The 25,919-nt window shown below is 73.0% G+C and carries 31 protein-coding genes; 7 read left to right on the top strand and 24 right to left on the bottom strand.

The window, feature by feature from the left end; genetic code table 11:
* Window positions 1-83: 83 nt before the first annotated feature.
* The 3 genes from H958_RS43460 to H958_RS0115910 all read right to left on the bottom strand — a co-directional run bounded on the left by H958_RS43460 (window position 84) and on the right by H958_RS0115910 (window position 1,492).
* Window positions 84-413 (bottom strand): cupin domain-containing protein, encoded by a 330-nt coding sequence (locus tag H958_RS43460; RefSeq protein WP_051324343.1) that lies wholly within the window; start codon window positions 411-413, stop codon window positions 84-86.
* Window positions 410-595, bottom strand: a complete 186-nt coding sequence (locus H958_RS47580; RefSeq protein WP_028059394.1) for a hypothetical protein — start codon at window positions 593-595, stop codon at window positions 410-412. The genes H958_RS43460 and H958_RS47580 overlap by 4 nt, the downstream gene beginning before the upstream one ends.
* Before the next feature lie 234 nt (window positions 596-829).
* Window positions 830-1,492: a DUF7668 domain-containing protein gene (locus H958_RS0115910; RefSeq protein ID WP_156028021.1), complete on the bottom strand. Its 663-nt coding sequence runs from the start codon at window positions 1,490-1,492 to the stop codon at window positions 830-832.
* A 950-nt stretch (window positions 1,493-2,442) separates the two neighbouring features.
* On the opposite strand from H958_RS0115910, the gene H958_RS37765 reads away from it, so the two are divergent.
* Together H958_RS37765 and H958_RS0115920 are read left to right on the top strand one after the other, a co-directional pair.
* Window positions 2,443-3,918 (top strand): sialidase family protein, encoded by a 1,476-nt coding sequence (locus tag H958_RS37765; RefSeq protein WP_407641151.1) that lies wholly within the window; start codon window positions 2,443-2,445, stop codon window positions 3,916-3,918.
* A gap of 42 nt (window positions 3,919-3,960) precedes the next feature.
* The gene (locus tag H958_RS0115920; RefSeq protein WP_081685943.1) at window positions 3,961-4,776 is read left to right on the top strand and encodes an enoyl-CoA hydratase-related protein; all 816 of its coding nucleotides are present in this window, start codon (window positions 3,961-3,963) and stop codon (window positions 4,774-4,776) included.
* Window positions 4,777-4,869: 93 nt separating this feature from the next.
* On the opposite strand, the gene H958_RS0115925 is transcribed toward H958_RS0115920, so the two are convergent.
* The gene (locus H958_RS0115925; protein WP_028059397.1) at window positions 4,870-5,562 is read right to left on the bottom strand and encodes a TetR/AcrR family transcriptional regulator; all 693 of its coding nucleotides are present in this window, start codon (window positions 5,560-5,562) and stop codon (window positions 4,870-4,872) included.
* A 39-nt stretch (window positions 5,563-5,601) separates the two neighbouring features.
* Between H958_RS0115925 and H958_RS37770 the strand changes: the two genes are divergently transcribed.
* From H958_RS37770 to H958_RS37780, 4 genes are read left to right on the top strand one after another with little or no spacing between them, the layout of a single operon-like run.
* Window positions 5,602-6,555 (top strand): daunorubicin resistance protein DrrA family ABC transporter ATP-binding protein, encoded by a 954-nt coding sequence (locus tag H958_RS37770; protein WP_037410330.1) that lies wholly within the window; start codon window positions 5,602-5,604, stop codon window positions 6,553-6,555.
* On the top strand, window positions 6,552-7,325 hold the full coding sequence (locus tag H958_RS0115935; protein WP_028059398.1) for an ABC transporter permease: 774 nt from the start codon (window positions 6,552-6,554) through the stop codon (window positions 7,323-7,325). The genes H958_RS37770 and H958_RS0115935 overlap by 4 nt, the downstream gene beginning before the upstream one ends.
* Window positions 7,322-7,855, top strand: a complete 534-nt coding sequence (locus H958_RS43465; RefSeq protein WP_051324345.1) for a DUF1707 SHOCT-like domain-containing protein — start codon at window positions 7,322-7,324, stop codon at window positions 7,853-7,855. Before H958_RS0115935 ends, H958_RS43465 begins: the two co-directional genes overlap by 4 nt.
* Before the next feature lie 5 nt (window positions 7,856-7,860).
* On the top strand, window positions 7,861-8,787 hold the full coding sequence (locus H958_RS37780; protein ID WP_037410332.1) for a sigma-70 family RNA polymerase sigma factor: 927 nt from the start codon (window positions 7,861-7,863) through the stop codon (window positions 8,785-8,787).
* Window positions 8,788-9,221: 434 nt separating this feature from the next.
* Here H958_RS37780 and H958_RS0115950 read toward each other — a convergent pair whose 3' ends face one another.
* Together H958_RS0115950 and H958_RS0115955 are read right to left on the bottom strand one after the other, a co-directional pair.
* Window positions 9,222-10,283: an S-adenosylmethionine:tRNA ribosyltransferase-isomerase gene (locus tag H958_RS0115950; protein WP_196807387.1), complete on the bottom strand. Its 1,062-nt coding sequence runs from the start codon at window positions 10,281-10,283 to the stop codon at window positions 9,222-9,224.
* Window positions 10,280-10,948, bottom strand: a complete 669-nt coding sequence (locus tag H958_RS0115955) for an SDR family NAD(P)-dependent oxidoreductase (protein ID WP_028059400.1) — start codon at window positions 10,946-10,948, stop codon at window positions 10,280-10,282. The genes H958_RS0115950 and H958_RS0115955 overlap by 4 nt, the downstream gene beginning before the upstream one ends.
* Before the next feature lie 99 nt (window positions 10,949-11,047).
* Here H958_RS0115955 and H958_RS43470 point away from each other — a divergent pair, with 99 nt between their 5' ends.
* Complete coding sequence (locus tag H958_RS43470; protein WP_051324346.1) at window positions 11,048-11,929, top strand: hypothetical protein; 882 nt, start codon at window positions 11,048-11,050, stop codon at window positions 11,927-11,929.
* On the opposite strand, the gene H958_RS0115965 is transcribed toward H958_RS43470, so the two are convergent.
* The 18 genes from H958_RS0115965 to H958_RS0116050 all read right to left on the bottom strand — a co-directional run bounded on the left by H958_RS0115965 (window position 11,913) and on the right by H958_RS0116050 (window position 25,912).
* Window positions 11,913-12,530: a response regulator gene (locus H958_RS0115965; RefSeq protein ID WP_028059401.1), complete on the bottom strand. Its 618-nt coding sequence runs from the start codon at window positions 12,528-12,530 to the stop codon at window positions 11,913-11,915. The two genes, H958_RS43470 and H958_RS0115965, sit on opposite strands and share 17 nt — an antisense overlap.
* Window positions 12,527-13,639: a GAF domain-containing sensor histidine kinase gene (locus H958_RS0115970; protein ID WP_028059402.1), complete on the bottom strand. Its 1,113-nt coding sequence runs from the start codon at window positions 13,637-13,639 to the stop codon at window positions 12,527-12,529. The genes H958_RS0115965 and H958_RS0115970 overlap by 4 nt, the downstream gene beginning before the upstream one ends.
* 73 nt (window positions 13,640-13,712) lie before the next feature.
* Window positions 13,713-14,297 carry a cysteine dioxygenase family protein gene (locus tag H958_RS0115975; RefSeq protein WP_028059403.1) on the bottom strand — a complete coding sequence of 195 codons (585 nt, stop codon included), beginning with the start codon at window positions 14,295-14,297 and terminating at the stop codon, window positions 13,713-13,715.
* On the bottom strand, window positions 14,294-15,022 hold the full coding sequence (locus H958_RS0115980) for an energy-coupling factor ABC transporter ATP-binding protein (RefSeq protein ID WP_028059404.1): 729 nt from the start codon (window positions 15,020-15,022) through the stop codon (window positions 14,294-14,296). The genes H958_RS0115975 and H958_RS0115980 overlap by 4 nt, the downstream gene beginning before the upstream one ends.
* Window positions 15,019-15,771, bottom strand: coding sequence for a cobalt ECF transporter T component CbiQ (gene cbiQ / locus H958_RS0115985; protein ID WP_028059405.1), 753 nt, complete (start codon window positions 15,769-15,771; stop codon window positions 15,019-15,021). Before cbiQ ends, H958_RS0115980 begins: the two co-directional genes overlap by 4 nt.
* A gap of 25 nt (window positions 15,772-15,796) precedes the next feature.
* The gene (locus tag H958_RS47585; protein ID WP_028059406.1) at window positions 15,797-16,090 is read right to left on the bottom strand and encodes a PDGLE domain-containing protein; all 294 of its coding nucleotides are present in this window, start codon (window positions 16,088-16,090) and stop codon (window positions 15,797-15,799) included.
* On the bottom strand, window positions 16,090-16,761 hold the full coding sequence (locus H958_RS0115995) for an energy-coupling factor ABC transporter permease (RefSeq protein ID WP_231379263.1): 672 nt from the start codon (window positions 16,759-16,761) through the stop codon (window positions 16,090-16,092). The genes H958_RS47585 and H958_RS0115995 overlap by 1 nt, the downstream gene beginning before the upstream one ends.
* A gap of 23 nt (window positions 16,762-16,784) precedes the next feature.
* Window positions 16,785-18,962, bottom strand: a complete 2,178-nt coding sequence (gene hypF, locus H958_RS0116000) for a carbamoyltransferase HypF (RefSeq protein WP_028059408.1) — start codon at window positions 18,960-18,962, stop codon at window positions 16,785-16,787.
* An 80-nt stretch (window positions 18,963-19,042) separates the two neighbouring features.
* On the bottom strand, window positions 19,043-20,086 hold the full coding sequence (locus H958_RS0116005; RefSeq protein WP_028059409.1) for a D-sedoheptulose-7-phosphate isomerase: 1,044 nt from the start codon (window positions 20,084-20,086) through the stop codon (window positions 19,043-19,045).
* A complete protein-coding gene (hypB, locus tag H958_RS37790) occupies window positions 20,083-20,760 on the bottom strand; it encodes a hydrogenase nickel incorporation protein HypB (RefSeq protein ID WP_051324347.1) in 678 nt (225 codons plus the stop codon). Before hypB ends, H958_RS0116005 begins: the two co-directional genes overlap by 4 nt.
* Entirely contained in the window at window positions 20,761-20,862 is a 102-nt protein-coding gene (locus H958_RS49085; protein ID WP_407641155.1) for a DUF6893 family small protein, read from the bottom strand.
* Window positions 20,859-21,551 carry a hydrogenase maturation protease gene (locus H958_RS0116020; protein WP_081685946.1) on the bottom strand — a complete coding sequence of 231 codons (693 nt, stop codon included), beginning with the start codon at window positions 21,549-21,551 and terminating at the stop codon, window positions 20,859-20,861. Before H958_RS0116020 ends, H958_RS49085 begins: the two co-directional genes overlap by 4 nt.
* A complete protein-coding gene (locus tag H958_RS0116025; protein WP_051324348.1) occupies window positions 21,548-22,291 on the bottom strand; it encodes a hypothetical protein in 744 nt (247 codons plus the stop codon). The genes H958_RS0116020 and H958_RS0116025 overlap by 4 nt, the downstream gene beginning before the upstream one ends.
* Window positions 22,288-22,908 carry a DUF6084 family protein gene (locus H958_RS0116030; RefSeq protein ID WP_196807388.1) on the bottom strand — a complete coding sequence of 207 codons (621 nt, stop codon included), beginning with the start codon at window positions 22,906-22,908 and terminating at the stop codon, window positions 22,288-22,290. The genes H958_RS0116025 and H958_RS0116030 overlap by 4 nt, the downstream gene beginning before the upstream one ends.
* Window positions 22,905-23,090, bottom strand: a complete 186-nt coding sequence (locus tag H958_RS47590) for a hypothetical protein (protein ID WP_051324349.1) — start codon at window positions 23,088-23,090, stop codon at window positions 22,905-22,907. Before H958_RS47590 ends, H958_RS0116030 begins: the two co-directional genes overlap by 4 nt.
* Window positions 23,087-23,665, bottom strand: a complete 579-nt coding sequence (locus H958_RS0116040; RefSeq protein WP_028059414.1) for a DUF5947 family protein — start codon at window positions 23,663-23,665, stop codon at window positions 23,087-23,089. Before H958_RS0116040 ends, H958_RS47590 begins: the two co-directional genes overlap by 4 nt.
* Complete coding sequence (locus tag H958_RS37795; RefSeq protein ID WP_051324350.1) at window positions 23,641-24,132, bottom strand: NifU family protein; 492 nt, start codon at window positions 24,130-24,132, stop codon at window positions 23,641-23,643. The genes H958_RS0116040 and H958_RS37795 overlap by 25 nt, the downstream gene beginning before the upstream one ends.
* Window positions 24,125-25,912: a nickel-dependent hydrogenase large subunit gene (locus H958_RS0116050; protein ID WP_051324351.1), complete on the bottom strand. Its 1,788-nt coding sequence runs from the start codon at window positions 25,910-25,912 to the stop codon at window positions 24,125-24,127. Before H958_RS0116050 ends, H958_RS37795 begins: the two co-directional genes overlap by 8 nt.
* Between the last annotated feature and the right edge of the window lie 7 nt (window positions 25,913-25,919).

Consider the following 25,919-nt stretch of genomic DNA (forward strand, 5'->3'; position numbering starts at 1 on the left):
CGCGGAGATCGCTCTGTCCGCCGGCCGGCAGCCCCACGTCCCGCCGGCGCGACGCACCGACGGCCCTCGCGCCGAGGGGCGTTTCAGCCGGCTGGCAAGGCGTCGATGAGGAACAGCCGCGCGGGCTCTGCGCCCTCGTTGCGCCCGCGGTGGCGGGGCGTCTCGGGGAGCGCGAAGGCGTCGCCCGCCGCGAGCACGAGCGGTTCCCGCCCGTCTTCGAAGCTGTAGGTGAGCGTGCCGCTCACCACGAACCCGGCGTGGGGGGTGTCGCACCATTCGACCCGTCCCGACCCGGGCGAGTACTCGACCACGGCCCAGCGCGTTCCGGCGACGTCGACCTCACGATCGAGCACGCCCGGGTCGTGCGCCGCCGGCTCCGCCGTCGAGAAGTCGATCGCGCGCGGCTCGGTCATGGCCGGATCTCGCGCTCCGCGGCGTCCTGTGCGACACGGCGTGCGTAGTCCTCGAGCGCTTCCTCGCGGGCGCGCCGCGGGTGGGGATGCGTGCGCGCCCATGCGATCACGCAGAGGCAGACGACGATCACCACGAGCGAGACGGCGGTGACGACGGCGTCGGCGGTGCCGATCAACAGCATCTGCTCAGCATGACGGAACGTCGCGCTAGTGGGGATCGCGTCGCGCCGCTGGTCGTCGCGTGGTGCTCGCCGTCCAACGACCAGCGGAGTGCGACGGCCGCGACGAGCGCCTGCGAGCGCGTCCACAGCTCGGATGCAAGCCGGTCGTTCCGTGCGGCCGGACTCGGCTGTACGCCGGACGGCGTCTGCGGCTGCCCATGCGACCAACCCCCCAGCGCCTCCGGATGCGGGGCCTCACGGCAGGACGTCGTCGAGCGTCGCCTCGAAGCGCCCACCCGTCTCCTCGAGCCCGCCCTCGATGTGCAGCCGCGCCGGGCCGTTCTCGGTCCACAGGTCGAGGAAGTAGGTCCAGCCCTCGTCGCCCGGATCGTCGGCCTTGGTGATCGCCTCGACCCGATACACCTCGCGCGGCGGCAGCACGAGCGCCTCCGGGCAGTCGTCCTCGACGCGGCGGCGCAGGTCCTCGACCTCGAGCCGGTTGCGGGACACCTCGCGCAGCTCCTCGTAGTCGCCGTCCACGACGAGCTCGACGATGTCCTCCAGTACCCGGTACATCGGCTCGGGCAACAGCTCGAGCCCGTCGCCGATCGCTGTCGGCCGTCGCAGCACGTAGCCCGGCGTCAACCCCAGCCGGTTGTAGAAGTAGTCCTCGCACGCAGCGCGCGCCTGGCGCCGGACGCCCCGGTTCACCTCGGCGGCGCTGAGCCCGAAGATCCCCGCGTCGATCGCTTCCTCGAGGGTCCCGTGGCGGCGGGTCAGCTGCGCGGTGACCGCGCGGCCATGCTCGGTGTCGCGCGCCACCGACGACCCGTGCATCAGCATCGACGGGGCCTCGTGGCGGTCGTAGCCGGGGCAGGCCCGCGCCGCGGAGTGAAGGACGATGAGGTGATCTCCCACGGCGGTGCATCCTACGAACGCCGGGCGCACGCGCTACGCTGCTTGTGTCAGACAGCGAAGGCAACCAGAGGGCGAGACCTTCTCATGAACGTCCCCTTGCCAGCGAAAGCCGCCTGATCTTCTGATGGCCGAGAGTCCACCCACGGGTGGGCTTTCCGCGTTTAACGGCCGGTGATGCGGGGCGAGACGTGGGGGCAACCGCAGGGCGAGAGTCTGCCAAGCGCGGACCAGGCCGGCTTCTCGGCGGCGCGTGAACGTCTCGCTTCTCGACGGAGTCGCCACTTCCTCCAAGTCGGCCGTCGCTAGCGAGGCCCCGCCGTCTCGAGGCCCGCCGGCTTGAGCCGCACCCCCACAGCTGGCTCAGCGCGCCCGGGCCGGGCACCTCCTTCACCTCTCCGAGTCGATCAACACGGCGAGGCGCGTCGTGTTCGTTGGGGGCCGCACACCCTCGCCACGCCCGCCCGAACCGATCACGCGGCCTCGCGAACCGCCCAGGCACACTGACCCATCCCCTTACCAGCGCAGTTCGCCGATCCCGAGAAGCCGCCGCGCGGAGAACCCGGCGGCCCGAAGCCGGCGCCGCCGGCCGACAGTCAGCCGCAGGAAGCGTGCGCCATTGCTCCGGTGAAGCGGGTGAGCGCGACCGGCTGCGCCGCGCTCTCGCCCCGACGGCGCTGGCCGCCTAGCCGCGCCCGGGTTGATCGGCGGGCGACTTCTCCGCGCGCCGCGACCCTGAACGCACCCGAGCCCGAACGGCTCCGCTCCGCCCAGAAAAAGGCGCGGGAGCCTCTTAGCCACGGCTAATGCTGCGCTCATGCACGGACCGCGCCTCCTCAGTAATGTCGGCCCAGTGGTGAGTGATGGCCAAGTCGCTCACGGCACTCGCAATCATCGAGGAGGGTGAAGTAATGCGTCCGTCACTGCGATCGCTGTCCCGCCGACGCGCTCCCGTGTTGGGTGTCGCGCTGACAGCGGCGCTGATCCTCGCCGGCGCCGCCGAAGCGGCCGTGCTGCCGGTCAGCTCTGACCCGTTCACTCAGGCGACCTGCCGCGCGTCGAGCACGACGAACCACCAGACCGAGGTCGAGCCTGACACGTTCGCGAACGGCTCGACGATCGTCTCGGCGTTCCAGGTCGGGCGCATCTACGACGGCGGCGCGTGCGCCATCGGGTTCGCGACGTCCACGAACAACGGCGCCAGCTGGACGAGCGGTCTGCTGCCCGGCATCACCAAGTACGCCGGCGGTGGACCGAACGACCGCGCGACCGACTCCTCAGTCGCCTACGACGCCGCGCACGGTGTCTGGCTGGTTTCGTCGCTGACACTGCTCGAGGCGGGTGGCGTGCACGGCAACGCAGTCGTCACCAGCCGCTCGACCGACGGGGGCTTGACGTGGAGCGCGCCGTTCACGACCGCGACCGGCGGCGACCTCGACAAGAACTGGATCGTCTGCGACAACGCCGCGACGAGCCCGTTCTACGGCCACTGCTACACCCAGTGGGATGACCACGGGGCCGGCAACCTGCTGGAGATGAGCACGTCGACTGACGGCGGCAAGACGTGGTCGGCGGCGGCGAGCAACCACACCGGCGTGATCGGCGGCCAGCCCGTCGTGCGGCCCAACGGCACCGTGATCGTGCCGATCGCGAACGCGAACGAGACCGCCATCGGCGCGTTCAACTCCACCAACGGCGGCGCGAGCTGGAGCGCGGTCACCACGATCGCGACGATCCGCCACCACACGGTCGCGGGGAGCCTGCGCGAGGGGCCGCTGCCGTCCGCTGAGATCGACGGCAGCGGGACGGTCTACGTCGCGTGGTCGGACTGCCGCTTCCGCCAGTCCTGCAAGGCGAACGACATCGTCCTCAGCCACTCGCTGAACGTGACCGGCACCAGCTGGTCGTCGGTCGCTCGCGTCCCGATCGACGCGACCAACAGCGGCGTCGACCACTTCATCCCCGGCCTAGCCGTGAATAAGGCGACGTCGGGTGCGGGCGCGCAGCTCGGCCTGACGTACTACTTCTACCCCTCCGGGGGTGCGCAGCTCGCCGTCGGCTTCATCTCCTCCACCAACGCGGGGAGCACGTGGAGCGCGCCGCAGACCGTGGCCGCCGGCATGCCCACGACCTGGGCGGCGACGACCAGCCAGGGCAGAATGGTGGGAGACTACGTCTCGACCTCATACGGCTCCGACAACCTCGCGCACGGGGTATTCGCCGGCGCCTCGGCGCCCACGACCGGGACGAGCTGCAGCTCGGTCCTCGACAACTGCCGGGAGCCGATGGACACCTTCGTGTCGGGGCTCGGAGCGAGTGGCTCGGTCTCCGGCGCAGCGTCCCCGGTGCTGTTCTCCGGCCACGGCGGCGCCAACGCGAACAGCCTCTGGAACGTCGTCGACAACAACGGTTCCCAGCACCGCGACTGACACACATTGACGGCAGGAGCGCGGGCACCGTACCCTGGGGCGATGCCGACGGTCGCCCGCGATCCGGCCGCGCCGACAGTCACGACGTCGGCGCCCCGCGCGCTCGTGCGCGTCGAGCGCGAGGGCGACTTCGTACGCGTGACGATGGACGTGCCGGAGCGCCGCAACGCCCTTTCGCTCGATCACATGCGCCAGTTGCTGGCCGCCGTGCGCCAGGTCGGGGCAAGCGATGCTCGCGGCCTGCTGCTTGCCGCGGAGGGGCCGGTCTTCTGCGCCGGCCACGACTTCAGCGACATCGTCGGGGCCGACCTGCCCGCGATGCGCGAGCTGCTCGCGCTGTGCACCGAGCTGATGACGACGCTGCAGTCGATCCCGCAACCCGTGCTCGCCCGGGTCCACGGTCTGGCGACGGCCGCCGGTTGCCAGCTCGTCGCCACGGCGGATCTCGCCGTCGCGTCAGACGAGGCGGCCTTCGCCATACCGGGGGGCAAGGGCGGCTGGTTCTGCCACACCCCGCTGGTCGCCGTCGCCCGCGCCCTGCCGCGCAAACGCGCGCTCGAGATGGCCTTCACCGGCGACATGATCGACGCCCGAACAGCCGCGGCCTGGGGCCTGGTGAACGCGGTGGTCCCCGCCGCCGAGCTCGACGCCGCCTGTCTGGACCTCCTGCGCCGAGCCACGCGCGGCAGCGCGAGCGCGAAGGCCCTGGGCAAGCAGGGCTTCTACGCCCAGGTCGACCTCGACCAGCACAAGGCCTACGCCTACGCGACCGAGCTCATGGCCGCCTCCAGCCAGACGCCCGACGCGCGCGAGGGCATGGTCGCGTTCCTCGAGAAGCGCGCGCCGCGCTTCGACTGATCGTCCCGATCGCGTCGAGGCGGGTGGCCACATTCGGCCTCGCGGCCACGTCGGCGCATGCCCCGACCTCGAGCTGTAGACGGCTGGAGGCCCCTACTCGTCCGCGTAGCGCTCGGCCATCGCCTCGAGGCCCCGCACCAGCAGCTCGATCGCGAACTCGAACCGCTCGTCGGCGTCGCCGGCCGTCAACTCGGACGCGAGCGACGCGAGCGTCGGGAAGCGGTCGCGCGGCAGCGACGCGAAGTAGGCGCCGAGCGCCGCGGGATCGCCGCGCGGCGGCATGCTCTCCTCGTAGGCGAAGCCTCCGACGTAGAGCGCGAACATGTCGGCCGCATAGGAGATCACGCGTGCCGGCAGGCCGGCGGCGGCGAGCACCGCCAGCGTCCGCTCCATCACCGGCAGCGAGTTCGGGCCGGCGGGGATGCGCCCGAGCGAGATCTGCGCCGCGTCGCGTCGCTTGCGCATCAGCCTGCGCGTCGCCCGCAGCATCTCCTTGACCTGCTCCTGCCAGTTCTCGGGGTCCGGCTCGATCACCTCCGCCTCGCCGACGATCCGGTCGAGCATCAGGCTGAGCAGCTCCTCCTTGTCGCCCACGTGCCAGTAGAGCGACGCGGCGCCGGTGCCGAGCTCCTGCGCGAGCCGGCGCATGCTCAGGCCCTGGAGCCCGTCGCGCTCGAGCAGCGCGAGCGCCGCCTCGACGATCGCGTCGCGCGTGAGCGGCTTGCGCTCGGCGCGGGGCGACTCCTCGCGCCGGCGCCACCAGGGAGGGTCCGGGACGGCGGCCATTTGACACGAACACTGTACCGCGGTAGAACACCGTTCGGTATGACTCGTACAGTGTTCGAGAACGCGATCGAGGCCACGGGCCTCATCAAGGGCTACGGCGACGTGAAGGCGCTCGACGGGCTGGACCTGACCGTCGAGGCCGGCACCGTCCTCGGCCTGCTCGGCCCCAACGGGGCGGGCAAGTCCACGACCGTGAAGATCCTCACCACGCTTTCGCACCCCGACGCGGGAAGCGCCACGGTGGCGGGGCACGACGTGCTCGCCGAGCCCGCCAAGGTCCGGCACGCGATCGGCGTCGTGGGCCAGAAGCACGGCTGCGACCTCGAGGCGACCGGGCGCGAGAACCTCGTCCTCCAGGGTGAGCTCTACGGCATCACCGGCGCGGAGCTGCGGCGCCGCGTGGACGAGGCGCTGGAGCGCTTCGGCCTCCCCGGCGACCGGCAGGCGAAGACGTACTCCGGCGGCATGCAGCGGCGGCTCGACGTCGCGCTCGGCCTCCTGCACCGGCCGCAGGTCCTGTTCCTCGACGAGCCGACCACGGGCCTCGATCCCGAGGCGCGGGCCCAGATGTGGGGCGAGATCGAGCGGCTCGCGCGCGACGAGCGGATGACCATCCTGCTCACGACGCACTACCTGGAGGAGGCCGACAAGCTCGCCTCGCAGCTCGCGATCGTCGACCGCGGGCGGATCGTCGCGCGCGGCACGCCGCACGAGCTCAAGAGCGAGCTCGAGGGAGACACGATCCACGTCGAGCTGGCCGAGGTCGACGGAGGCGCGGCCGGCGCGCTGGAGCGCGTCTCCGGGCTCGCCGACGTCCTGCTCGACGGCCGCACGCTGCGCGCCCGATCGCGCGACGGCGGCGCGGCGATCCCGGCTGTCCTCGCGGCGCTGGAGGCCAACGGCGTCCGCGCGGCGTCGGTCACGCTCGCGCGGCCTTCGCTCGACGACGTCTACCTACGCTATGCCGGACGCGCGTTCGAGGCGACCGCATGACCGCCGCGCGGCAGACCTGGCAGGTCACCCTGCGCTACCTGCGCGTGCTGATGCGCCAGCCGGCGTTCATCATGATCACGCTCATCCAGCCGATCATCTGGCTGCTGCTGTTCGGCGCGCTGTTCAAGGCGGTGACGCGGATCCCCGGCTTCGCGGGCGACTCCTACGTGAACTACCTGATGCCCGGCGTCGTCGTGATGCTCGCCGTGTCGAGCGCCGGCTGGACCGGGATGGGCTTCATCGAGGACATCAACGGCGGCGTGATGGACCGGATGCTCGTCTCGCCCGCATGGCGGGGCGCGTTCAACCTCGGGAGCGTCGCGCAGGCGGTGATCTCGGTGTCGATCCAGACGGTGCTGGTCGTGCTGCTCGCTTGGGCGCTCGGCGCCGACTACACGCACGGCATCGGCGGGATCGCGATCCTCGTGCTGGTCGCCGGCCTGCTCGCCGCGGCGTTCGCGTCGCTCTCGAACGGCATCGGCGTGCTCGCGCGCCAGCGGGAGACGCTGATCGGCGCCGTCTCCATGCTCCTGCTGCCGCTCACGTTCCTGTCCTCGGCGCTGATGCAGCCGAGCCTCGTGCCCGGTTGGATCCGTATGATCGCGACATTCAATCCGGTCAACTGGGCCGCCGAGGCGTCCCGCTCGGCCGCGATCGGCTCGCTCGACTGGGGCCTCGTGGCCGGCCGCGTCGGCCTGCTCGTCGCATTGGTGGTGATCAGCGCATGGTTCGCGACGAAGGCCTTCAACGTCTACCAGCGGTCCCTGTGAGGGCCGGCGACGACGACCGCGACCGCACGATCGCGCTCCTGCGCGACGCGGCGGTCGCCGGGCGGCTGACGCTTGAGGAGTTCGCCGGCCGCGTCGAGCGGGCGGAGCTGGCGCGCACGCAGTCCGAGCTCGAGCCGCTCACGGCCGACCTGCCGGCGGCCGGCGCGGCGGACCTGCCGCTGCGCCACAGCGCGATCTTCTCGCGGCTGGAGCGGCGCGGGCGCTGGGAGCTCGCGCCGCGGGCGACGCTGCGCTGCGTCTGCGGGACCGTCGTGCTGGACCTCGGCCGCGCGACGCTGCACGGCGCTGAGACGTCGCTCGACATCCGCAACTGGTTCGGGACGGTGACGATCCTCGTCCCGCGCGGCGTCCACGTCGAGGTCGACGGCGGCGGCCCGTTCGGGACGCGCGAGATCGACCTGCCCGACGCCGGGCCGGTGGCGGACGCGCCGAGGCTGCGGATCCGCACCTCCGGCCCGGGCGGCACGCTGCGGGTTGCGATGAGCTCTCGCGAGCGCGACGGTCTATAAGGCCGATGGCGGATGACTTCGAGCAGACGGTCGCGCCCTACCGGGCCGAGCTGCACGCGCACTGCTACCGGATGCTCGGCTCCCTGCACGACGCCGATGACGCCCTCCAGGACGCGCTGCTGCGCGCCTGGCGCGGGATCGACCGCTTCCAGGGCCGCAGCTCGCTGCGCTCATGGCTATACCGGATCGCGACCAACGTCTCGCTCGACCTGATCGCGCGCCGGCCGAAGCGCGTCCTGCCGCTCGACTACGACGAGCGCGAGGGTCCGCTGTGGCTGGAGCCTTATCCGGCGGAGCTCGAGGACGCGTCGCCGGCGCCCGACGCGCGCTACGAGCAGCGCGAGAGCGTCGAGCTCGCGTTCGTCGCCGCCGTCCAGCACCTGCCGCCGAACCAGCGGGCGGCGCTGATGCTGCGCGACGTGCTGGGGTTCCGCGCCCGCGAGGCGGCCGAGACGCTCGACACGACGGTCGAGTCGGTCAACAGCGCGCTCGCCCGCGCGCGCCGCACGCTCGAGCGGCGGTTGCCCGAGCGCAGCCAGCAGCAGACGCTGCGCGCACTCGGCGACGACGGCGTGCGCCAGGTGGTCGAGCGCTACATGGACGCCATGGAGCGCGCCGACGTCGAGGCGATCGTCGGGCTGCTGTCGGAGGACGCGGTGTGGTCGATGCCGCCGCTGCCGGAGTCCTACCGCGGCGAGGAAGCGATCCGCGCGTTCCTCCACGCCGGCCCGCTCAACCAGCGCTGGCGGCACCTGCCGACGCACGCCAACGGCCAGGCGGCGGTCGGCTGCTACATCCTGCACAAGGATCGCTATCGCGCCGCCGTGATCGACGTCCTCACGCTCGACGGGCCGCGCATCAGCGCCATCACCGCGTTCATCGACCCGCGGCTGTTCAAGCCCTTCGGGCTGCCGGAGTCATACGCGGCGTGACCTACGACGTGATCACCTCCGGCGAGAGCGCGGACGCGCCAACTCGGGGGAAAGCGCTAGAGATCTGCGCGCGTCCTGCCGATATTTGAACTACGAGCCGCTCCGTTCACCGGGGCGGCTTGACTCGTTGTAGGGTCGCGCACCAATGCGAACGGAGGCGGGTCAGATCGGCGCGCGATCCGCCGGTCGTGCGGGGAACGATCACCGCCGCGAGCTGCGCGCGAGCGTGATCGATCATGCGCGAAATCACCGCGCAGCCGCGCGATTGGCGCAAGCTCGCTCGCCTGGCGCGACACCCTGACCCGCCTCCCTCGATGCCCGCCGTTCGCCGGGGCACCGAAGCCGCCCGCCGAGACCGCGCGCGGGCCGTCGCGCCACCATGAGCCGCCTCCCGCCGCAGCCCTACGCCGGCGGCGCGGGCTGCTGCGGCGACGCTAGGGCAGGATCAGGTGCGAGTCGCCGAACTCGTGCCAGCGGTAGCCGCGGGCGACGGCGGCGGCGTAGGAGCGCTCGAGCAGCCCGCGGCCGGCGATCGCCTCGAGCATGAGCAGGTGGCTGGCGTCGGGCTCGTGCCAGCCGGTGAGCAGGCCGTCGACGGCGCGGACGCCGCGCTCGGGCGTGACCGTCAGGCTCGTCCAGCCCTCGCCCGCGTGCACGGTGCCGTCCTCGCCGGCGACGGTCTCCAGCGCGCGCACCACGGTCGTGCCGACGGCGATCACGCGCCGGGCGGCGTTGACGCGCGCGGCGGTGGCGGCGGGCACGCGGTAGCGCTCCGGGTAGGGGCGCTCGCCGCGCTCGAGCGAGCTCACGCCGGAGTGCAGCACGAGCCGGGCGATGCCGACGCCGCGGGCGCGCAGCGCGGCGATCGCGCGGCGCGTGAACGGGCGGGCGGCGCTGGGCATCTCGGCGCTGCCGGGCTCGGTCGCGAAGATCGTCTGATGGTCGACCAGCGGCCGCGCGTGGGGCTCGTGGGCGTAGCGGATCGGGGCGCCGTAGGCGTCGAGATAGCGCTCCAGCGGCTCCGGGAGCCTCAGCCGCGCGACCCAGAGGCGGCGGGAGGCGAGGTAGGGCGCGAGCAGTTCCGCGCTGCCGGCCGCGGGGAGCGCGAGCGCCTCCCCGGCGGTGCCGGGGAAACGCTCGCCACCGCGGCGCAGCTCGACGATCCAGCGGTCGGGCCGTCCTGCCGGCGGGGGTTCTGGCGTCGACAGGTGCAGCTCGGCCGCCGTTCCGTCGGAGCGGCGGGCGGAGAGTGCGGCGGGGATCGTCGCCGAGGCGTTGACGACGAGCAGGTCGCCGGGGAGGAGGTGCTCCGGGAGGTCGAGGAAGCGGCCGTGGACGAGCGGCGCCTCGCCGCGCGCGACCATCAGCCGGACCTCGTCGCGGACGGCCGGCGGCTCGCCCGCCTCGAGCGTGCGCGGGAGCTGGAAGGAGAGCGCTCCGCGCGCGGGGGCGGACACAGGGCCGGCCGAGGCGCCGCGATCGGGCGCCGCGTTCACGCGCTCGCCTCCTGCAGCGCGGCGGCACGGTAGCGGCCCGACGGCAGGTCGCCCTCGACCAGCGCGAGCAGGCCGGGAACGCTCTCCTCCGGCGGCGGCCGGTCGGAGATGTCCTCGCCGGGGAACGCCTCCTGGTGCATGCGCGTGTTCATGTCGCCGGGGTCGACGGCGTAGATGCGCAGCTCCGGATGCTCGATCGCGAGGATCGCGCTGAGCTGCTCGAGCGCTGCCTTGGATGCCCCGTAGCCGCCCCAGCCCTCGTACGGCTCAGAGCCGGCGTCGGAGGTCACGTTGATCACGCGCGCGCCCGGCGCGAGCTCTGCGAGCTGGAACAGCGCCAGCGGGGCGAGCGCGTTGACGCGCAGGACGTGCTCGAGCACGTCGAGCGGATAGTCGGCGAGGCGCGGCTGCGGGCTGGGTCCGAGCACGGACGCGTTGTTGACGAGCAGGTCGACCGGGGCGCCGGCGGCGGCGACGAGCGCCCGGCGGTGAGCGGGATCGGCGACGTCGCCCGCGACCGCGATCGCCCCGATCTCGTCGGCGACGAGCCGCAGGGGCGCTGCGTCGCGGGCGTCGAGCACGAGCCGCCAACCGCGCTGTGCGAGCGCTCGGGAGAGGGCGAGTCCGAGGCCGCGGGAGGCGCCGGTGACGATGGCGGTGGGCATGTCCACGACCGTACGCCCGGGCCCGCGCGCGCACCATTGGCAATTGGACCTAGGTCCGTGGTCCTTGACCGCGCGGCCGCGGCCCCGTAGACATGGCCGGTGACCGACACCCACGACGGCCCGGGAACCCGCAAGGCCGGCGAGCGCGAGATGGGGCGGGGGTCCCAGATCGCGCTCGGCCTGATGCTGCTCGTCCTCGGCGTCCTGCTGCTGTACCTCACCGTGACGCTGTGGCCGGCGGTCGACGCCGCGAAGTCCAACAAGCCCGGTCACGTCACCTGGTTCTGGCGGAGCTTCACGCTCGTGCCCGACGCGACGATGATGCTGCTGGTCGTGTTCGTCAGCGCGCTGGGGAGCTACGTCCACGCGACCGTGTCCTTCAGCGACTTCGCGGGCAACCGGCAACTCGCGAGCAGCTGGATGTGGTGGTACCTGCTGCGCGTGTTCGTCGGCAGCTCGCTCGCCGTCATCTTCTACTTCGCGATCCGGGGCGGCTTCTTCTCCGGCGCGTCGACGAGCGCGGAGGTCAACGTCTACGGCATCGCGGCGCTGTCCGGGCTCGTCGGGCTCTTCTCCAAGCAGGCGACCGACAAGCTGCGCGAGATCTTCGACACCGCCTTCAAGACCGGTCAGGGCTACGGCGACGATGCGCGCGGCGACAGCATCGCCAACCCCGAGCCGCTGCTCGTGAGCTCCGAGCCGCCGACGCTCAAGCCCGGGCACGTGGAGGCCGTGACGCTCGTCGGGACCGGCTTCATCAAGGACTCGCTCGTGACGGTCCGGCGCCCCGGCGGCGCGCCGCAGCCGCGCAAGGTGGAGATCAGGAGCCCGACGAAGCTCGTGGTCACGCTCGACGCCGGCGACGCCCTCCAGGCCGGCGAGCTCACCTTCACGATCACCAACCCGCAGCCGGGGGGCGGCACGTCGCAGCCCTTGACCGTCGAGGTGGCGGACCCCGTCCCGGCTATAGGCCCTGTCTGACCGCGTACAGCGCGGCCTGCGTGCGGTCCGAGACGCCGAGCTTGGCCAGGATGTGGCTGACGTGCGTCTTGACCGTCTTCTCGGCGACGCCGAGCTCGCGCGCGATCACCTTGTTCGAGCGCCCGCGGGCGATCAGCGCCAGGACGTCGAGCTCGCGCGGCGTCAGGTCGTCGTGCGCGCTCACCCCGCCCTGGGCGACCTCCTCCACGACGCGCGTCGCGATCGCGGGCGAGAGCGGTGACTCGCCGGCATGGGCGGAGCGGATGGCGCGCACCAGCTCGGTCGGCTGGACGTCCTTGAGCAGGTAGCCGGCGGCGCCGGCGCGCAGCGCGGCGAACAGCTTGTCGTCGTCGCCGAAGCTCGTGAGGACCAGGATCCGCGCGCGACCGTGTCGCAGGCTCTTCAACGCGCCGAGTCCGTCGAGCCGCGGCATCACCAGGTCGAGCAGGACGATGTCGGGGTCCAGCTCGGCCGCCGCCGCGACCGCCTCCTCGCCGTCGGACGCCTCGGCGACGACCTCGATGTCCTCCTGGAGGTCGAGGAACGTCCGCAGCCCCTGCCGCACGACTGCGTGGTCGTCGGCGAGCACGACGCGGATCACGCGGGCACCTCCAGCCGGACGATCGTGCCCTGCGCGCCGCTGTCGACAGCGAGCTTCCCGCCGAGCTCCGTCGCGCGCTCGTGCATCGAGGTCAGGCCCAGCCGCCTGCCGCGGACGGCGCCCGGGTCGAACCCGCGGCCGTCGTCTGCGACGCTCAGTACGAGCCGGCCCGAGCCGTTCTCGAGCGCCACGCGGATGTGCTCGGCCTCGGCGTGGCGCAGGGCGTTGCCGAGCGCCTCCTGGGCGATCCGCAGCACCTGCGTCGCGGGGCCGGACGCGAGCCGCGGGAGCTCGCCGACGCAGAGGTCGATGCGCTGCCCGGACACGCGTCGCAGCACGTCGACGTGCTTGCGCAGCACGGTCGCGAGGCCCTCCGCCTCCAGGCTGGCGGGGCGCAGCTCGAACACGACCGCCCGCAGCTCCTCCATCGCGCCGTGCGCGAGCTCCCCGACGCGCGCGAGCTCGGCGGCCACGGCGGCCTTGTCGCGGTCCAGCAGGGTGCTGGCCGACTCCGCGGCGAGCGCGACGCCGAACAGCCGCTGGGTCACGTTGTCGTGCAGCTCGCGCGCGAGCCGGTTGCGCTCCTCGACGATCGACAGCTCGCGGCTGCGCTCGTGCAGGCGCGCGTTCTCGATCGCGATCGCGGCGTGCGCGGCGAGCAGCGCGATCAGCTTCTCGTCCTCGGCCGAGAAGCCGCCGTCCTTCTCGGTCAGGTACAGCGCCCCGATCACCTCGCCGCGCGCGACGATCGGCACGCCGAGGAACGAGCGCATCTTCGGGTGCGCACGCGGCCACCAGCCGCGGAAGCGCGGGTCCTTGGAGATGTCCTCCGTCCGGTGCGGCCGCGGCGACTCCAGCATCGCGCCGAGCATCCCGTGCGTGCGCGGGAGCGGTCCCATCGCGGCGATCAGCTCGTCGCTCATCCCGGACGTCAGGAAGCAGCTGAAGGCGCCCTCGCCGTCGGGGATCCCGAGCGCCGCGTAGCGGGCTCCGGACAGCTCGCGCGCGGAGTGCACGAGCCGCTGCAGCACCGGTTCGACCTCGTGCTCGGACGCGAGCGCCAGCACCACGTCGCTCAAGGCCCTGAATGCGGTGTCCTGCGTGGCCACGCACGACACGTTACGCGCCGCGCGGCCGCCCGGCATCGGGCGCCGGACCTAGGTCCTTGGCCCTGGTCTCCGGTCAGTCCTCTTCGCAGGCCACGTTGACGTAGCCGCTGCGGAACGGCGCGCTCGTCTTGGCCTCCGGGTCGAAGGTGTGGCGCCAGACGCAGCCGGTGTCGTTGGTCAGCAGGTGGATCGACACCGAGGTCTCGGGCGAGGTCGTCCGCACGCGGTGGATGTCGTCGCGCGGCGGGAGCAGCGCGTAGAAGTCGCCGGGCGCGAGCGCGCGGCGCTCGCTGAGGGTCAGCGCGGTGTCGAAGATCTCCTCGTCCTGCGCGCCGCGGTAGAGGCCGACGAGGCCCCAGGCGAGGTGGTCGTGGACCGGCGTCTCGCTCCCGGGCGGGACGACGAGCGCGAACAGCGTGAGGCTGCGATCGGCGGCGCGGAAGAGCAGCCACTGGCCGATGCCGCCGCCCATGCCGGACTCGGGGTTCGGCTGCGCGTAGGCGTCCGGCAGCCACTCCGGGTCCTCGAGCAGCGCGGCGAAGCCGGGGCGGATGCGGTCGCAGGCGTCGCTCGCCGAGGCCGCCTGCGCGATCGCGTCGCGGACGCCCGCGATGAAGCCGCGGACGACCGGCGTGTCGAGGAAGTACTCGTCGCTCATGACGTGGTTGTACTCGCGTTGACCAGCCGCGGCAGCTCGAGGTCATAGCGGGCGAGCAGCTCGGCGTCGGCGAGCAGGGCATCGGTGGGCCCGTCGGCGACGACGCGGCCGGCGGCGAGGATGACCGTGCGCTCGCACAGCTCGGCGGCGAACAGGAGGTCGTGCGTCGTGACGAGCAGCGTCGCCTGGATCGTCTCGAGGATCTGCAGCAGCTCGCGCCGGCTGCGCGGGTCAAGGCTCGCGCTCGGCTCGTCGAGCACGAGCAGCGCGGGCCGCATCGCGAGCACGGTGGCGATCGCGACGCGGCGCCGCTCGCCCATCGAGAGCTGGTGCGGCGCGCGCGCCTCGAAGCCGTCGAGGCGGACCGCGGCGAGCGCCTCGGCGACGCGCGCCGGGACGTCCTGCACCCCGAGGTTCGCGGGGCCGAACGCGACGTCCTCGCCGACGGTCGGCATGAAGAGCTGGTCGTCGGGGTCCTGGAACACGAGCCCGACGCGGGCGCGCAGCTCGCGCAGGTTCGGCTTGATCACCGGGAGCCCGGCGACCTGGAGCTCGCCTTCGCCCTTGAGCAGTCCGTTGAGGTGCAGCATGAACGTCGTCTTGCCGGCGCCGTTGGGGCCGAGGATCGCGACGCGCTCGCCGCCGGCGACGTCGAGGTCGACGCCGTCGAGCGCCGCGTGGCCCCCGGGGTAGGCGTAGCGCAGGCCGCGGGCGCGCAGGGTCATGCGGCGATCCGGACGGCCAGCAGGACCGCGGCGATCGTCGCGGCGAACGCGACGTCGGCGGCGCCGAGAGCGCGCGACTCGCGCGGGAGGCCGCCGCTGAAGCCGCGCGCGAGCATGGCGCGGTGGACGCGCTCCCCGCGCGCGTGGGCGCGCAGGAACAGCGCGCCGGCGACGTGCCCGGCCGGTGCGGCCTTGAGCGCGTGGCGCGGGCGGTAGCCGCGCGCCGCGAGCGCGGTGCGCATGCGCGCGGCCTCGTCGCCGAGGACGAAGAGGTAGCGGTGCATCAGCGCGGCGATCAGGACCAGCGTGCGCGGGGCCTTGAGCGCGTCGAAGCCGCGCAGCAGGTCGGGCGCCGTCGTCGTGGCGGCGAGCAGGACCGCCGCGACGGTGCCGATCGTCGCCTTCGCCGCGAGCTGCGCGAACGTGCGCAGCCCGGCCTCGTGGACGGTGAAGGGGCCGAGATCGGAGGTCGCGCCGCCGGTCCGCACGAACGGGACGAGGACGCCGGCCAGCAGGACCAGCGGGAGCACGATCCGCGCGCGGCGGGCGATCGCCCGCGGCGGGACGCGGGCGGCGGCGGCGACCGCGGCGAGGACGAGCGCGCAGGCGACGTAGGTCGGCCACGCGTCGACGGGCGCCGAGACGGCGATCAGCGTGATCGCGAGCAGCCCGGCGATCTTCGCGCGCGGGTCGAGCCGGTGGACGCGGGAGTCGCCGGCGACCTCGGGCGCACGGTGCGCGCCGCTCATCGCGCTCCCGCGGGCGCCCGCGTCATCACGGCGCGGCGACCGGCCGGCGCCGGACGGCGTACGCGACGCCCCAGCCGAGCGCGAACACGGCCAGCGTGCCGGCGAAGCCTGAGACGCCCTTCGCGACGTGCCGGTTGCCGATCCCCGGGAACGCGTAGCCGGCGATCGGGCCGTCGCCAGCGTGCGCATGCGACGCGAACCCATGGTCGCTCGCGACCTTGCTCAGCCCGTCGGGCGACGACGACGCGAACGGCGAGACCGCGGTCGCGATGCCGATCGCCAGCGCGAGGGCGAGGACGAGGAACGCGCGCGCCGGCATCACGCCTCCGCGACCGCGTGGACGCGCGGCGCGGCCGCCACCAGATCGGGTCGCGCGGACAGGACGGCGCCGACGGCGGCGACCGTGATCACGGCCTCGCCGGCGCCGATCAGCGCGTGGACGCCGAGCATCGCCGGCAGGACGGTGCCCAGCGGGATCGTGCCCGAGACGGCGAGCTCGGCGCTGGTCAGCGCCGAGCCGGCCATCACCGCGAGCCACGAGGCGACGGCGACCGTCCCGAGCAGCGCGCGGCGGGTGGCGGGCAGCAGCCGGCGCCCGGCGGCGAGCACGCCGGCGGCGACGATCGCTCCCGACACGCCCATGTTGACGATGTTCGCGCCGAGCGCGGTGACGCCGCCGTCGGCGAACAGCAGCGCCTGCACGACGAGCACCACGGTCAGCACGAGGAATGCGATCCGCGGCCCGAGCAGCGCCGTCACGAGCGCCGCGCCGAGCAAGTGCCCGCTGGTCCCGCCGGCGACCGGGAAGTTGAGCATCTGGACGGCGAACACGAAGGCGGCGAGGACGCCGAGGAGCGGGATCGACTCTTCGTCGAGCTCACGCCCCGACCGCAGCGCGACGGCGACCGCGACGATCGCGACGCCGCCGAGGACGGCGGCCACCGGGTTGCTGAGGAACCCGTCGGGGATGTGCATCGCGAAGAGGGTCACTGTTGCAAGCCCGTCGCAATAGGCTACGCTCCGTGCAGGGCGGCCGCAACGGCGGCCTGCCCGTAGGAGATGCCGCCGTCGTTGCACGGGAGCCGCACCGGGGTCAGGACGCGCGCGGGCCGCAGCGCCTCGGTCGTCCGGTCAAGCAGCAGCGCGTTCTGGAACACGCCGCCGGAGAGGACGACGGCGGGAGCGCCGACCTCGCGGCACGCGGCGGCCGTCGCCCGCGCGACGGCGTTGTGGAAGCGCGCGGAGACGAGCGCGACGCCGGCGCCGCGCGCGAGGTCGTCGACGATGGCGGCGATCGCCGGGCGCGGGTCGAGGACGAGCGCGGCGCCTTCCGTCACCGGCAGCGGGTATGCCGCCGTCTCGTGCGCGTCCGCCGCGGCCTCGAGCTCGATCGCCGCCTGGCCCTCGTAGGTCACCGTCTCGCGGAGGCCGCACAGCGCGGCGACGGCGTCGAAGAGCCGGCCCATGCTCGTCGTCACCGGCGACGCGAGCCCGGTCTCGGCGAGCCGGCGGACGTTCGCCCACGCCGGCGGCGTCTCGAGGCCGGACTCGGCGAGCCAGGCGCACGCCATCCGCCACGGCTCGCGGATCGCGGACTCGCCGCCCGGCATCCGCACCGGCCGCAGGTGGCCCGCACGGGTGAAGCCCCCGGGTCCGCCGAGCAGCAGCTCGCCGCCCCAGATCGTGCCGTCGGTGCCGTAGCCGGTGCCGTCGAAGATCGCCCCGAGCGCCTCGGGCTCGCCGTGCTCGGCCAGCGCCGCCGCCAGGTGGGCGTGGTGATGCTGCACCGCGACGTGCTCCCCCTCGCGGGCGAGCGCGTACGACGTCGACAGGTAGTCGGGATGCATGTCGTGGGCGATCAGTTGCGGGGCGACGGCGAACAGGCGCTCGAAGTGCTCGACGCCGTCCGCGAAGGACGCGAGCGTCTCGACGTTGCGCAGATCGCCGATGTGGTGCCCGACCCACGCGCGCCCGTCGCGCGCGAGCGTGAACGTGCTCTTGAGCTCGGCGCCGGTCGCCAGCAGCGCAGGCGCCGCCGGGAGCGGCAGCGGCTCCGGCACGAACCCGCGCGAGCGGCGCACGACGCGGCGGCCGCGCAGGACCGAGTCGTCCGTGCGCGTGCGGATCGGCCGGTCGTGCAGGAGGAAGAGATCGGCGATGCCCGCCAGCCGCCTCAGCGCGTCCTCGTCGGTGAACGCGATCGGCTCGTCGGAGACGTTGCCGCTGGTCATGACGAGCGGGACGCCGGCGTCGGCGAGCAGCAGGTGGTGCAGCGGCGAGTAGGGGAGCATCACGCCGAGCTCGCGCGAGCGAGGCGCGACTGACGGCGCGACGTCGCCGCGCCGCGGCGCGATCACGATCGGCCGCGCGCGCGAGCGGATCTCGTCGCCGTCGAGCTCCACGAGCGCGCGGGCGGCGTCGAGGTCTCCGACCATGATCGCGAACGGCCGGTCCTCGCGGTGCTTGCGCGCCCGCAGGGCCGAGACGGCCGCCTCGTCGTCGGCGCGGCAGGCGAGGTGGAACCCGCCGATGCCCTTGACGGCGAGGATGGCGCCGGAGCGGACGGCGGCGGCGGCGGCGGAGATGGCGTCCCGGGGGCCGCCGGCGATCGCCTCGCGCCGGCGCCCCGCGGGGATCCGGTCGGCGACGAGCCGGACCCGCGGGCCGCAGTCCGGGCACGCGTTCGGCTGCGCGTGGAAGCGGCGGTCGCCCGGGTCCTGGTACTCGGCGCGGCACGCCCGGCACATCGTGAACGCGGCCATCGTCGTGCTCGGGCGGTCGTACGGGACGGCCGTCACGATCGTGAAGCGCGGGCCGCAGCCGGTGCAATTGATGAACGGGTAGCGGTAGCGGCGGTCCGCCGGGTCGAAGAGCTCCGCCAGGCAGGCGTCGCACGTCGCCGCATCGGGGGAGACGGCGGCGTCCGGCGGTCCGCCGCCCGCGCTCGCGCGGATCGTGAAGCCGGACTCGCCGGTCGGCGGCAGCGCCTCAGTGGCGAGACGCTCGACGCAGGCCAGCGGAGGGGCATCGGCCACGAGGCGGGCGAGGAACTCCTCGACGCCCTCGCCCTCGACCTCGGCGAGAACCCCGAGCGAGTCGTTGAGCACGAAGCCGGCGAGCCCCAGCCGGCGGGCGAGCGCGAAGACGAAGGGGCGGAAGCCGACGCCCTGCACGCGCCCGGTGACGCGCACGCGGACGCGCCGCGAAGGGGCGGGCGGTGACGAATCGGGAGCGGGCGGCGGCACGCCGCGGCGGGCCGGCGGCACCCGCGTCACAGCGCCTCCACCAGCACGTGATACGCGCTCGCCTGCGCCTCCTGGATCCGAGGGATGTGCTCCGACCGGGTCACCACGACGAAGTCGGCGAGCGACTCGGCCGCGATCCGCCCGCCGCCGTAGCCGACCAGCGCGATCGTCGCCATGCCGCGCCGCCGCGCCTCGCGCAGCGCCGCTATCGCGTTCTCCGAGTTGCCCGACGTCGACAGCGTCAGCAGCGCGTCGTCGGCCCGCCCGTAGGCGATCACCTGGCGGGCGAAGATCGCCTCGACGCCGATGTCGTTGGCGATCGCGGTCAGCACCGCGGAGTCGGCCGTGAGGTCCAGCGCACGGCGCCCGCGCGCCCGCAGGTCCGCCACGACGTCCATCGCATCGGTCGCCGACCCCCCGTTGCCGAGCGCCAGCACGCGCCCGCTCCTGCGCAGCGCATCGGCGGCGCCCGCAAGCGCCTCGGCGTTCTCGGTCAGCGTCTGCTCGCGCAGCGCGGCCGTCTCCCGGGCCTTGTCGAGCACCGACCGGCGGACGTCCTCGGTGACCGACTCCAGCGACTGCTGCCCGGCGCCCAGGAACGGGTAGAGGAAGCTCGACGCGCCCGCGTCGTGCCCGCGCCGCTCGCGGTGCTCGATGAACACGTGCACGAGCTCCCACAGCACGTGGTAGAGCGTCTCCATCAGCTCCTGGCGGACGAGCGCGTCCGCGGAGGGGGGCGCGAAGCCCTCGATCATCAGGCAGCCGCGCTCGCGCGCGACCGACGCGTCGCCGTCGAACGCGATCACGATGTCGCCGGGCTCCGCCTCGGCGGCCAGGTTCTCGACCGCGAGCGCCGGCAGGGCGCGCTTTCCCACGATCACCGGGTGGACGAACTCGACCGCGACGTGGTGCGCGTCCGACCGCGCCGCCCCGCCCGTCCCGGAGGCGAGCAGCCGCCCGCCGGCCAGGAACCGCACCGCCATCTCGTCGCACAGCCGCGCGAGCCGCTCGGCCTCGGCGGCGAAGAACTCGGCGTTCGCGCGCGTACGCTCGGCGAGCGCCGCCGTCAAGCCGAGACCATGCGCCGGCCGGGCAGCCGCGCCAGCCACTCGCGCCACGCCTCCATTCCCTCGCCGGTGCGCGCGCTCACCTGCAGGCACGCGACGCCCGGGTGCACCGTCTCCAGCCGCGCGAGGAACTTCTCCACGTCGAAGTCGACGTACGGCAGCAGGTCGATCTTGTTCAGCACGACCAGCTCGCACGCGCGGAACATCAGCGGGTACTTCAGCGGCTTGTCCTCGCCCTCGGTGACCGAGGACACCATCACGCGCGCGTCCTCGCCGACGCGGAACTCCGCCGGGCACACGAGGTTGCCGACGTTCTCGATCACCAGCAGGTCGAGCGGGTCGAGCTGCAGCGAGGGCAGCGCCGAGCGGACCATGTTCGCGTCCAGATGGCACTCGCCGCCGAAGCCCTGGCTGGTCTGCAGCTGCACGACCGGCACGTGCAGCGACGCGAGCCGGTCGGCGTCCAGCGACCCCTGCACGTCGCCTTCGAGCACGCCCGCGGACACGCCCAGCTCCCCGATCACCCGCTCCAGCAAGGCGGTCTTGCCCGCGCCGGGCGCACCCATGAAGTTCACGACGGTCACGCCCGCGCGATCGAAGTCGTCGCGGTTGGCGCGCGCGATCGTCTCGTTGGCGTCGAGCGCGTCCTCGACGACCTTGACCTTCACCCGGTGCATCTACATCGACCGCATCTTGAGATAGCGGCGGATGTCCGGGTACTCGGCGGCCGCCAGCGCTCCGGCGGCGAGCAGGATCAGCAGGGCCATCAGGCGCTTCATCGCGGATCTCCTCTCATGACTTCCTCCAGCAGCGACTCCACGAGCCGCTCGGCCTCGTCGAGCGCCGCCTCGACCGGGGCCGTCAGCTCGGCCACGACCTCGTCCTCGTCGCCGCTCATGCGCGTGAGCGGCTCGCAGCCGAGCACGAGCGCCCGGGGCGGCGCGCTGCCGAGCGCGCGGGAGAGGCCGAGCACCTTCACGGGGTCCATCCCGTGCGCGTCCATGACCGGCTCGATCGCCTCGATCTCGGGCTCGATCACGTACAGCGTCCCGGGCGTGCCGCCGCGCGGGGCGGCGTCGAGCAGGATCACCGCGTCGTAGTCGGCCAGCGCGTACGCGAGGTCCATGCCGCGGATGCCGTAGTCGACGATGTCGACGCCCTCCGGCAGCTCGCGTCGTGCCAGGCGCTGGGCGAGCGTCACGCCGAAGCCGTCGTCGCCGAGGAACACGTTGCCGATCCCGGCGATCAGCACGCGCAGCGGCTCGACCTCGGCCGGCGAGAAGAAGAAGCGGTGCCCGGGCAGGTCGCCGCCGGGGTCGCCCTCGACCACGACGGCGAGCAGCAGCTCGCCCTCGAGCGTCTCCTCGACCGCCTGCACGACCGCCGTCCGCCCCGCGAGCGCGATGTCCCAGACATCGCCTCCGGGACGCGGCCGCAGCCGCACGCGGGTTCCGGTCGCCGGCGTCATCGCTGCATCCTGTAGCCGGACAACCGCAGCAGCTGCTGGGGGCTGAGCGCCTCGGTGCGCTCGAGGATCTCCCGCGTGCGCGGGTCGGATGCGCGCATCTCCGCTTTCTCCGCGTCGGTCAGGGCAAGGATGTTGAGCGCGAGCAGCCCGTCGATCTCGCCGCCGTCGAAGAGGTCGCCGGGGCTCTCGGGGGCGATCCGCGGATGGTCCTCGAGGATGATCGGCGACGAGAGCATCGCGTCCTCGCCGACCAGCACCGGCCAGGTGCCGACGTTCTCGCAGCCCTCGGCCTCGGTCGCCGACACGAAGCGCGCGCCGCGCAGGATCGTCTGCGTCGAGCAGAGCGAGTGCCGCAGCGCCTCCTCGCGCGACGAGCTGGCCCAGTCCGAGGTGTTGCGCACGATCACCGTGAGCCGGGAGCCGTCGGCCGTCACCTCCACACGCCCGAGCCCGTCGATCTCGCCGGGCCCGACTGAGCGCTCGACGGCGTCCTCCCACTCGTCGTCGCGGGGCACGACCTGCAGGAAGCGCACCGTGACCTCGACCGCCCCCGGGTCCGAGCACTCGACCTGTGTCTGCATCACGCAGGGGTCATCCGGGTGCGCGGCGGTCCAGGCGGGCGGGAAGACGCCGCCCCAGGTCCAGCGGCGCCGGTTCTTCAGCGCCGAGCGCCGGTATGGCCACAGCACGTAGCCCTCGTAGAGGACGGCGTCGGCGATCGCGCGTACCGGATCGGTCATCCGAGCAGCGCCTCCACCGCGTCGTCCCAGGTCGCGAGCGCGTTGCGTGACTTGTACGCCGACAGGCGGTCGAAGCTCTCCTTGCGCAGCCGCAGCCAGGCGGTGCCGCGGAAGTAGCGCTCCATCGTCTCGCGCCACACGCGCACGGGCAGCGCGTACTCCGCCTCGCTCTCCCACGACAGCCGCGCGGTCTGCAGGCGCCCGTCCTCACCGCCGTAGAAGACGCTGCCGCTGAAGAGGAACTCGAGCGGCACCGTGCCGTCCTGGAGCGCGTCGAGGTAGCGCGAGGCGGCGACCTCGAGGTCGTAGCTGCAGGCGACGGGCAGCTCGACCTCGGTCTCCTCCGAGAACGGCGGGACGACGAGCGTGGTCCGCGTCCAGAGCAGGGTCCGCAGCGTCGTCCCCCAGTCGGCCGGCGCGCCGAAGAGCTCGAACAGCCGGTCGTGCGCGTCCGTGTCGTACGCGCGCCGGCGTGCCGCGATCTGCACCTGGGCGTCGAGCAGGAGCGACCGCACCGGCGCGGAGCTGGTCACGCGCAGCGTGAAGCGCAGGGTCGGCACGGCCGCGTACTCCAGCCGCGCGGCGTCGACGACGGCGAACGACAGCTCCGGGATCATCCGGGCGACAGGTTCGGCATCCGCGGGTCGATCGGCTGGGCGCCCTGCGGGTTGATCCCGGTCGAGCGCTCGGCGGTCGACGTGCCGTCCGGGTTGTGTCCCGCCTGGCGCTCGTAGCTGCCCTTCGAGTTGCCCGACGACGTGCCCTTCACGTGCGCCGGCAGGTCCATCTTGATCTTCATCGACACCTCCGGTCGAGCCGTTCGTAGAACTGGGCGAGCTGCCGCCAGACCTCGGCGCCGCCGGTGAACCCGCGCCAGTGCGTTCGGATCAGCCCGACGAGCGCGTAGCACTCGTCGATCGGGACGATCCAGGCCTGCCGCGCGCCGCGCACGCGGTTGACCAGCAGCGCCTCGACGTCGGGCGCCAGCGTGCGCAGGATCGGGTTGGCCTGCTCGAGCTCGTTCCAGGCCTCGAGGGTCAGCAGCGACTCGGTCGGCCCCATCGGGCTCGGGTAGTACGCCTTGCGGTTGACGAAGAACGCGACGTCGACCGGCAGCCGCAGCTGCTCCCACATCACGTCGGTGACCTGGAGGTCGACCGCGACCCGCCGGTCGCCGATCAACCGCAGGCGCCCGTCGCCGCGGTCGAAGAGGATCGAGCACGGCCGGCACGCGCACAGCACGTTGCGGCTCTCGACCTCCAGGACATGGCGGTGCTCGGCGCCGATCGGCGCCCCGCACAGCTCGCACCGCTCCTGCGCCTCGGGGGCCGGGCGCCGCGCGAGGCGCATCAGCCCACCGGCGGCACCGGGCATGCGATCTCGATCTGCAGGAGCCCGGGCTCGGGCTCGCCTTCCGCCTCGATGCGCTCGACGTCGGGCGCCGCGCGCTGGATCGCCTCCTCCACGGCGTGCTTGAGCGTCAGCGCCGAGGAGGGGCAGCCGTGGCAGGCGCCGAGCAGCCGCAGCCGCACGACGCCTTCGTCGATCGCGAGCAGCTCCACGCCGCCGCCGTGCGCCACGAGGTACGGGCGCACCTCGTCCAGCGCGCCGTGCACGCGCCGCTCGAGCGGCACGGGATGCAGGCCGTGCAGGAGCAGCACGTGGGCGACCAGCTCGTCCTCGACGGGCGGGTCGCCGCAGCGCTCGAGGATCCGTGCGAGCCCCTCGCCGTGTAGGTCGAGCACCGCCTGCACGAGCTCGGTCGCCGTGTCGCGGCCGTGCGGGTCGAGCGCCTCGACCTCGTCGAGCAGCTGCTCGATGCGGGCGATCCGGCTATCCATGCTCGCCGAACATCGGGGAGTGCACCTGCCGCAGCGTCTTCCCCTTGCCGAGGTACATGTGGACGCCGCACGGCAGGCACGGGTCGAAGCTGCGGACCGCGCGCATGATGTCGATCCCGCGGAACTCGTCCTGTCCGTTCTCCTCGAAGATCGGCATGCCGTTGCAGGCGTCCTCGTAGGGGCCGGGCGTCCCGTAGGAGTCGGTCGGGCTGCCGTTCCACGGCGTCGGCGGATACGGGTGGTAGTTCGCGATCTTGCCGTCGCGGATGACGAGGTGGTGCGAGAGCACGCCGCGCACCGCCTCGTGGAAGCCGCAGCCGATCGCCTCGTCGGGGACGTCGAAGTCCTCGAACGTCTTCGTCCGCCCGTTGCGGACCTCGTCGAACGCGCGGTCGAGGAAGTGCAGCGCCATGCCGGCCGCGTAGGCGACGAAGTAGATCCGCGCGCGGTCGCGCTCGATCGCGTTCGACCACTGCGGGATCCGCCACTCGAGGTCGGCCGCGGGGGTGTCGGGCGTCTTGGGCAGGTGGATCTGCACGCTCGATCCGGTCGCCGACACGTACGGCGTGTGGACCTTGTTCGCCAGCGCCGTCACCCAAAGCCGCGCGAGCGCGCCGCCGCCGGTGTCCAGCGCCAGGTTGTCGCCCGTGCGCCGGTCGTACCAGCGCGGGCTCATCACCCACGAGTAGTTGCCGCCCTCGAGGTCGCGCTTCTGCGGCTTCGGGATCGTCGTCTGGTTCCACGGGTGGCGCTTGTCGACGGGATTGCCGAGCGGGTCGCGCTCGACGAAGGTCTCCTCGCCGACCCAGTCCTGGTAGTACGAGCTGCCGAGCAGGATGCGGATGCCGAGGTTGATGTCGACGAGGTTCGTCGTCACCAGCTCGCCGTCGACAACGACGCCGGGGGTGACGAACATCTCGTTTCCCCAGTGGTCCATGTTCTGGTAGGAGTAGTCGACGTGATCGGGGTTGTTGAACGCGCCCCAGCAGCCGAGCAGGATGCGCCGGCGCCCGACCTCCTCGTAGCCCGGCAGCGCCTCGTAGAAGAAGTCGAAGACGTCGTCGTTCATCGCGACGGCCTTCTTGATGAAGTCCAGGCAGCGCAGCAGCCGGCTCAGGTAGTCGGTGAGCAGGGTCGGGGTCGCGACCGTGCCCACGCCGCCGGGGTAGATCGTGGAGGGGTGCACATGGCGGCCCTCCATCAGGCAGATCATCTCGCGCCCGATGCGGCTCATCTGCAGCGCCTCGCGGTACGTCTCGCCCGTGAACGGGTTGTACGAGCGCATGATGTCGGCGATCGTGCGGTAGCCGTGCGTGTCCACCCCGGGCGCCGCGGTGGACTCGGCGCGCGACATCAGCGAGGGGTTGGTCTCCTTGACCATCTGCTCGCAGAAGTCCACGAACACCAGGTTGTCCTGGAAGATGATGTGGTCGAAGATGTACTCGGCCGCCTCGCCGAGGTTGACGATCCACTCCGCCAGCGGCGGCGGCTTGACGCCGTAGGCCATCTGCTGCGCGTAGCACGAGCAGACCGCGTGGTTGTCGCCGCAGATGCCGCAGATGCGGCTCGTGATGAAATGGGCGTCGCGCGGGTCCTTGCCCTTCATGAACACGCTGTAGCCGCGGAACAGCGACGACGTGGCCTTGCAGCTGACCACGTCGCGGTTGTCGAAGTCGATCTTCGTGTAGATGCCGAGGTTGCCGACGATCCTGGTGATCGGATCCCAGGCCATGTCGACGACCTTGCCTGCCTCGGGCGTCACCCGTTCGCGCGTCGCCATCGCGGCC

The sequence above is a fragment of the Candidatus Solirubrobacter pratensis genome (assembly GCF_000425945.1).
In the GTDB taxonomy this organism is placed as follows: domain Bacteria; phylum Actinomycetota; class Thermoleophilia; order Solirubrobacterales; family Solirubrobacteraceae; genus Solirubrobacter; species Solirubrobacter pratensis.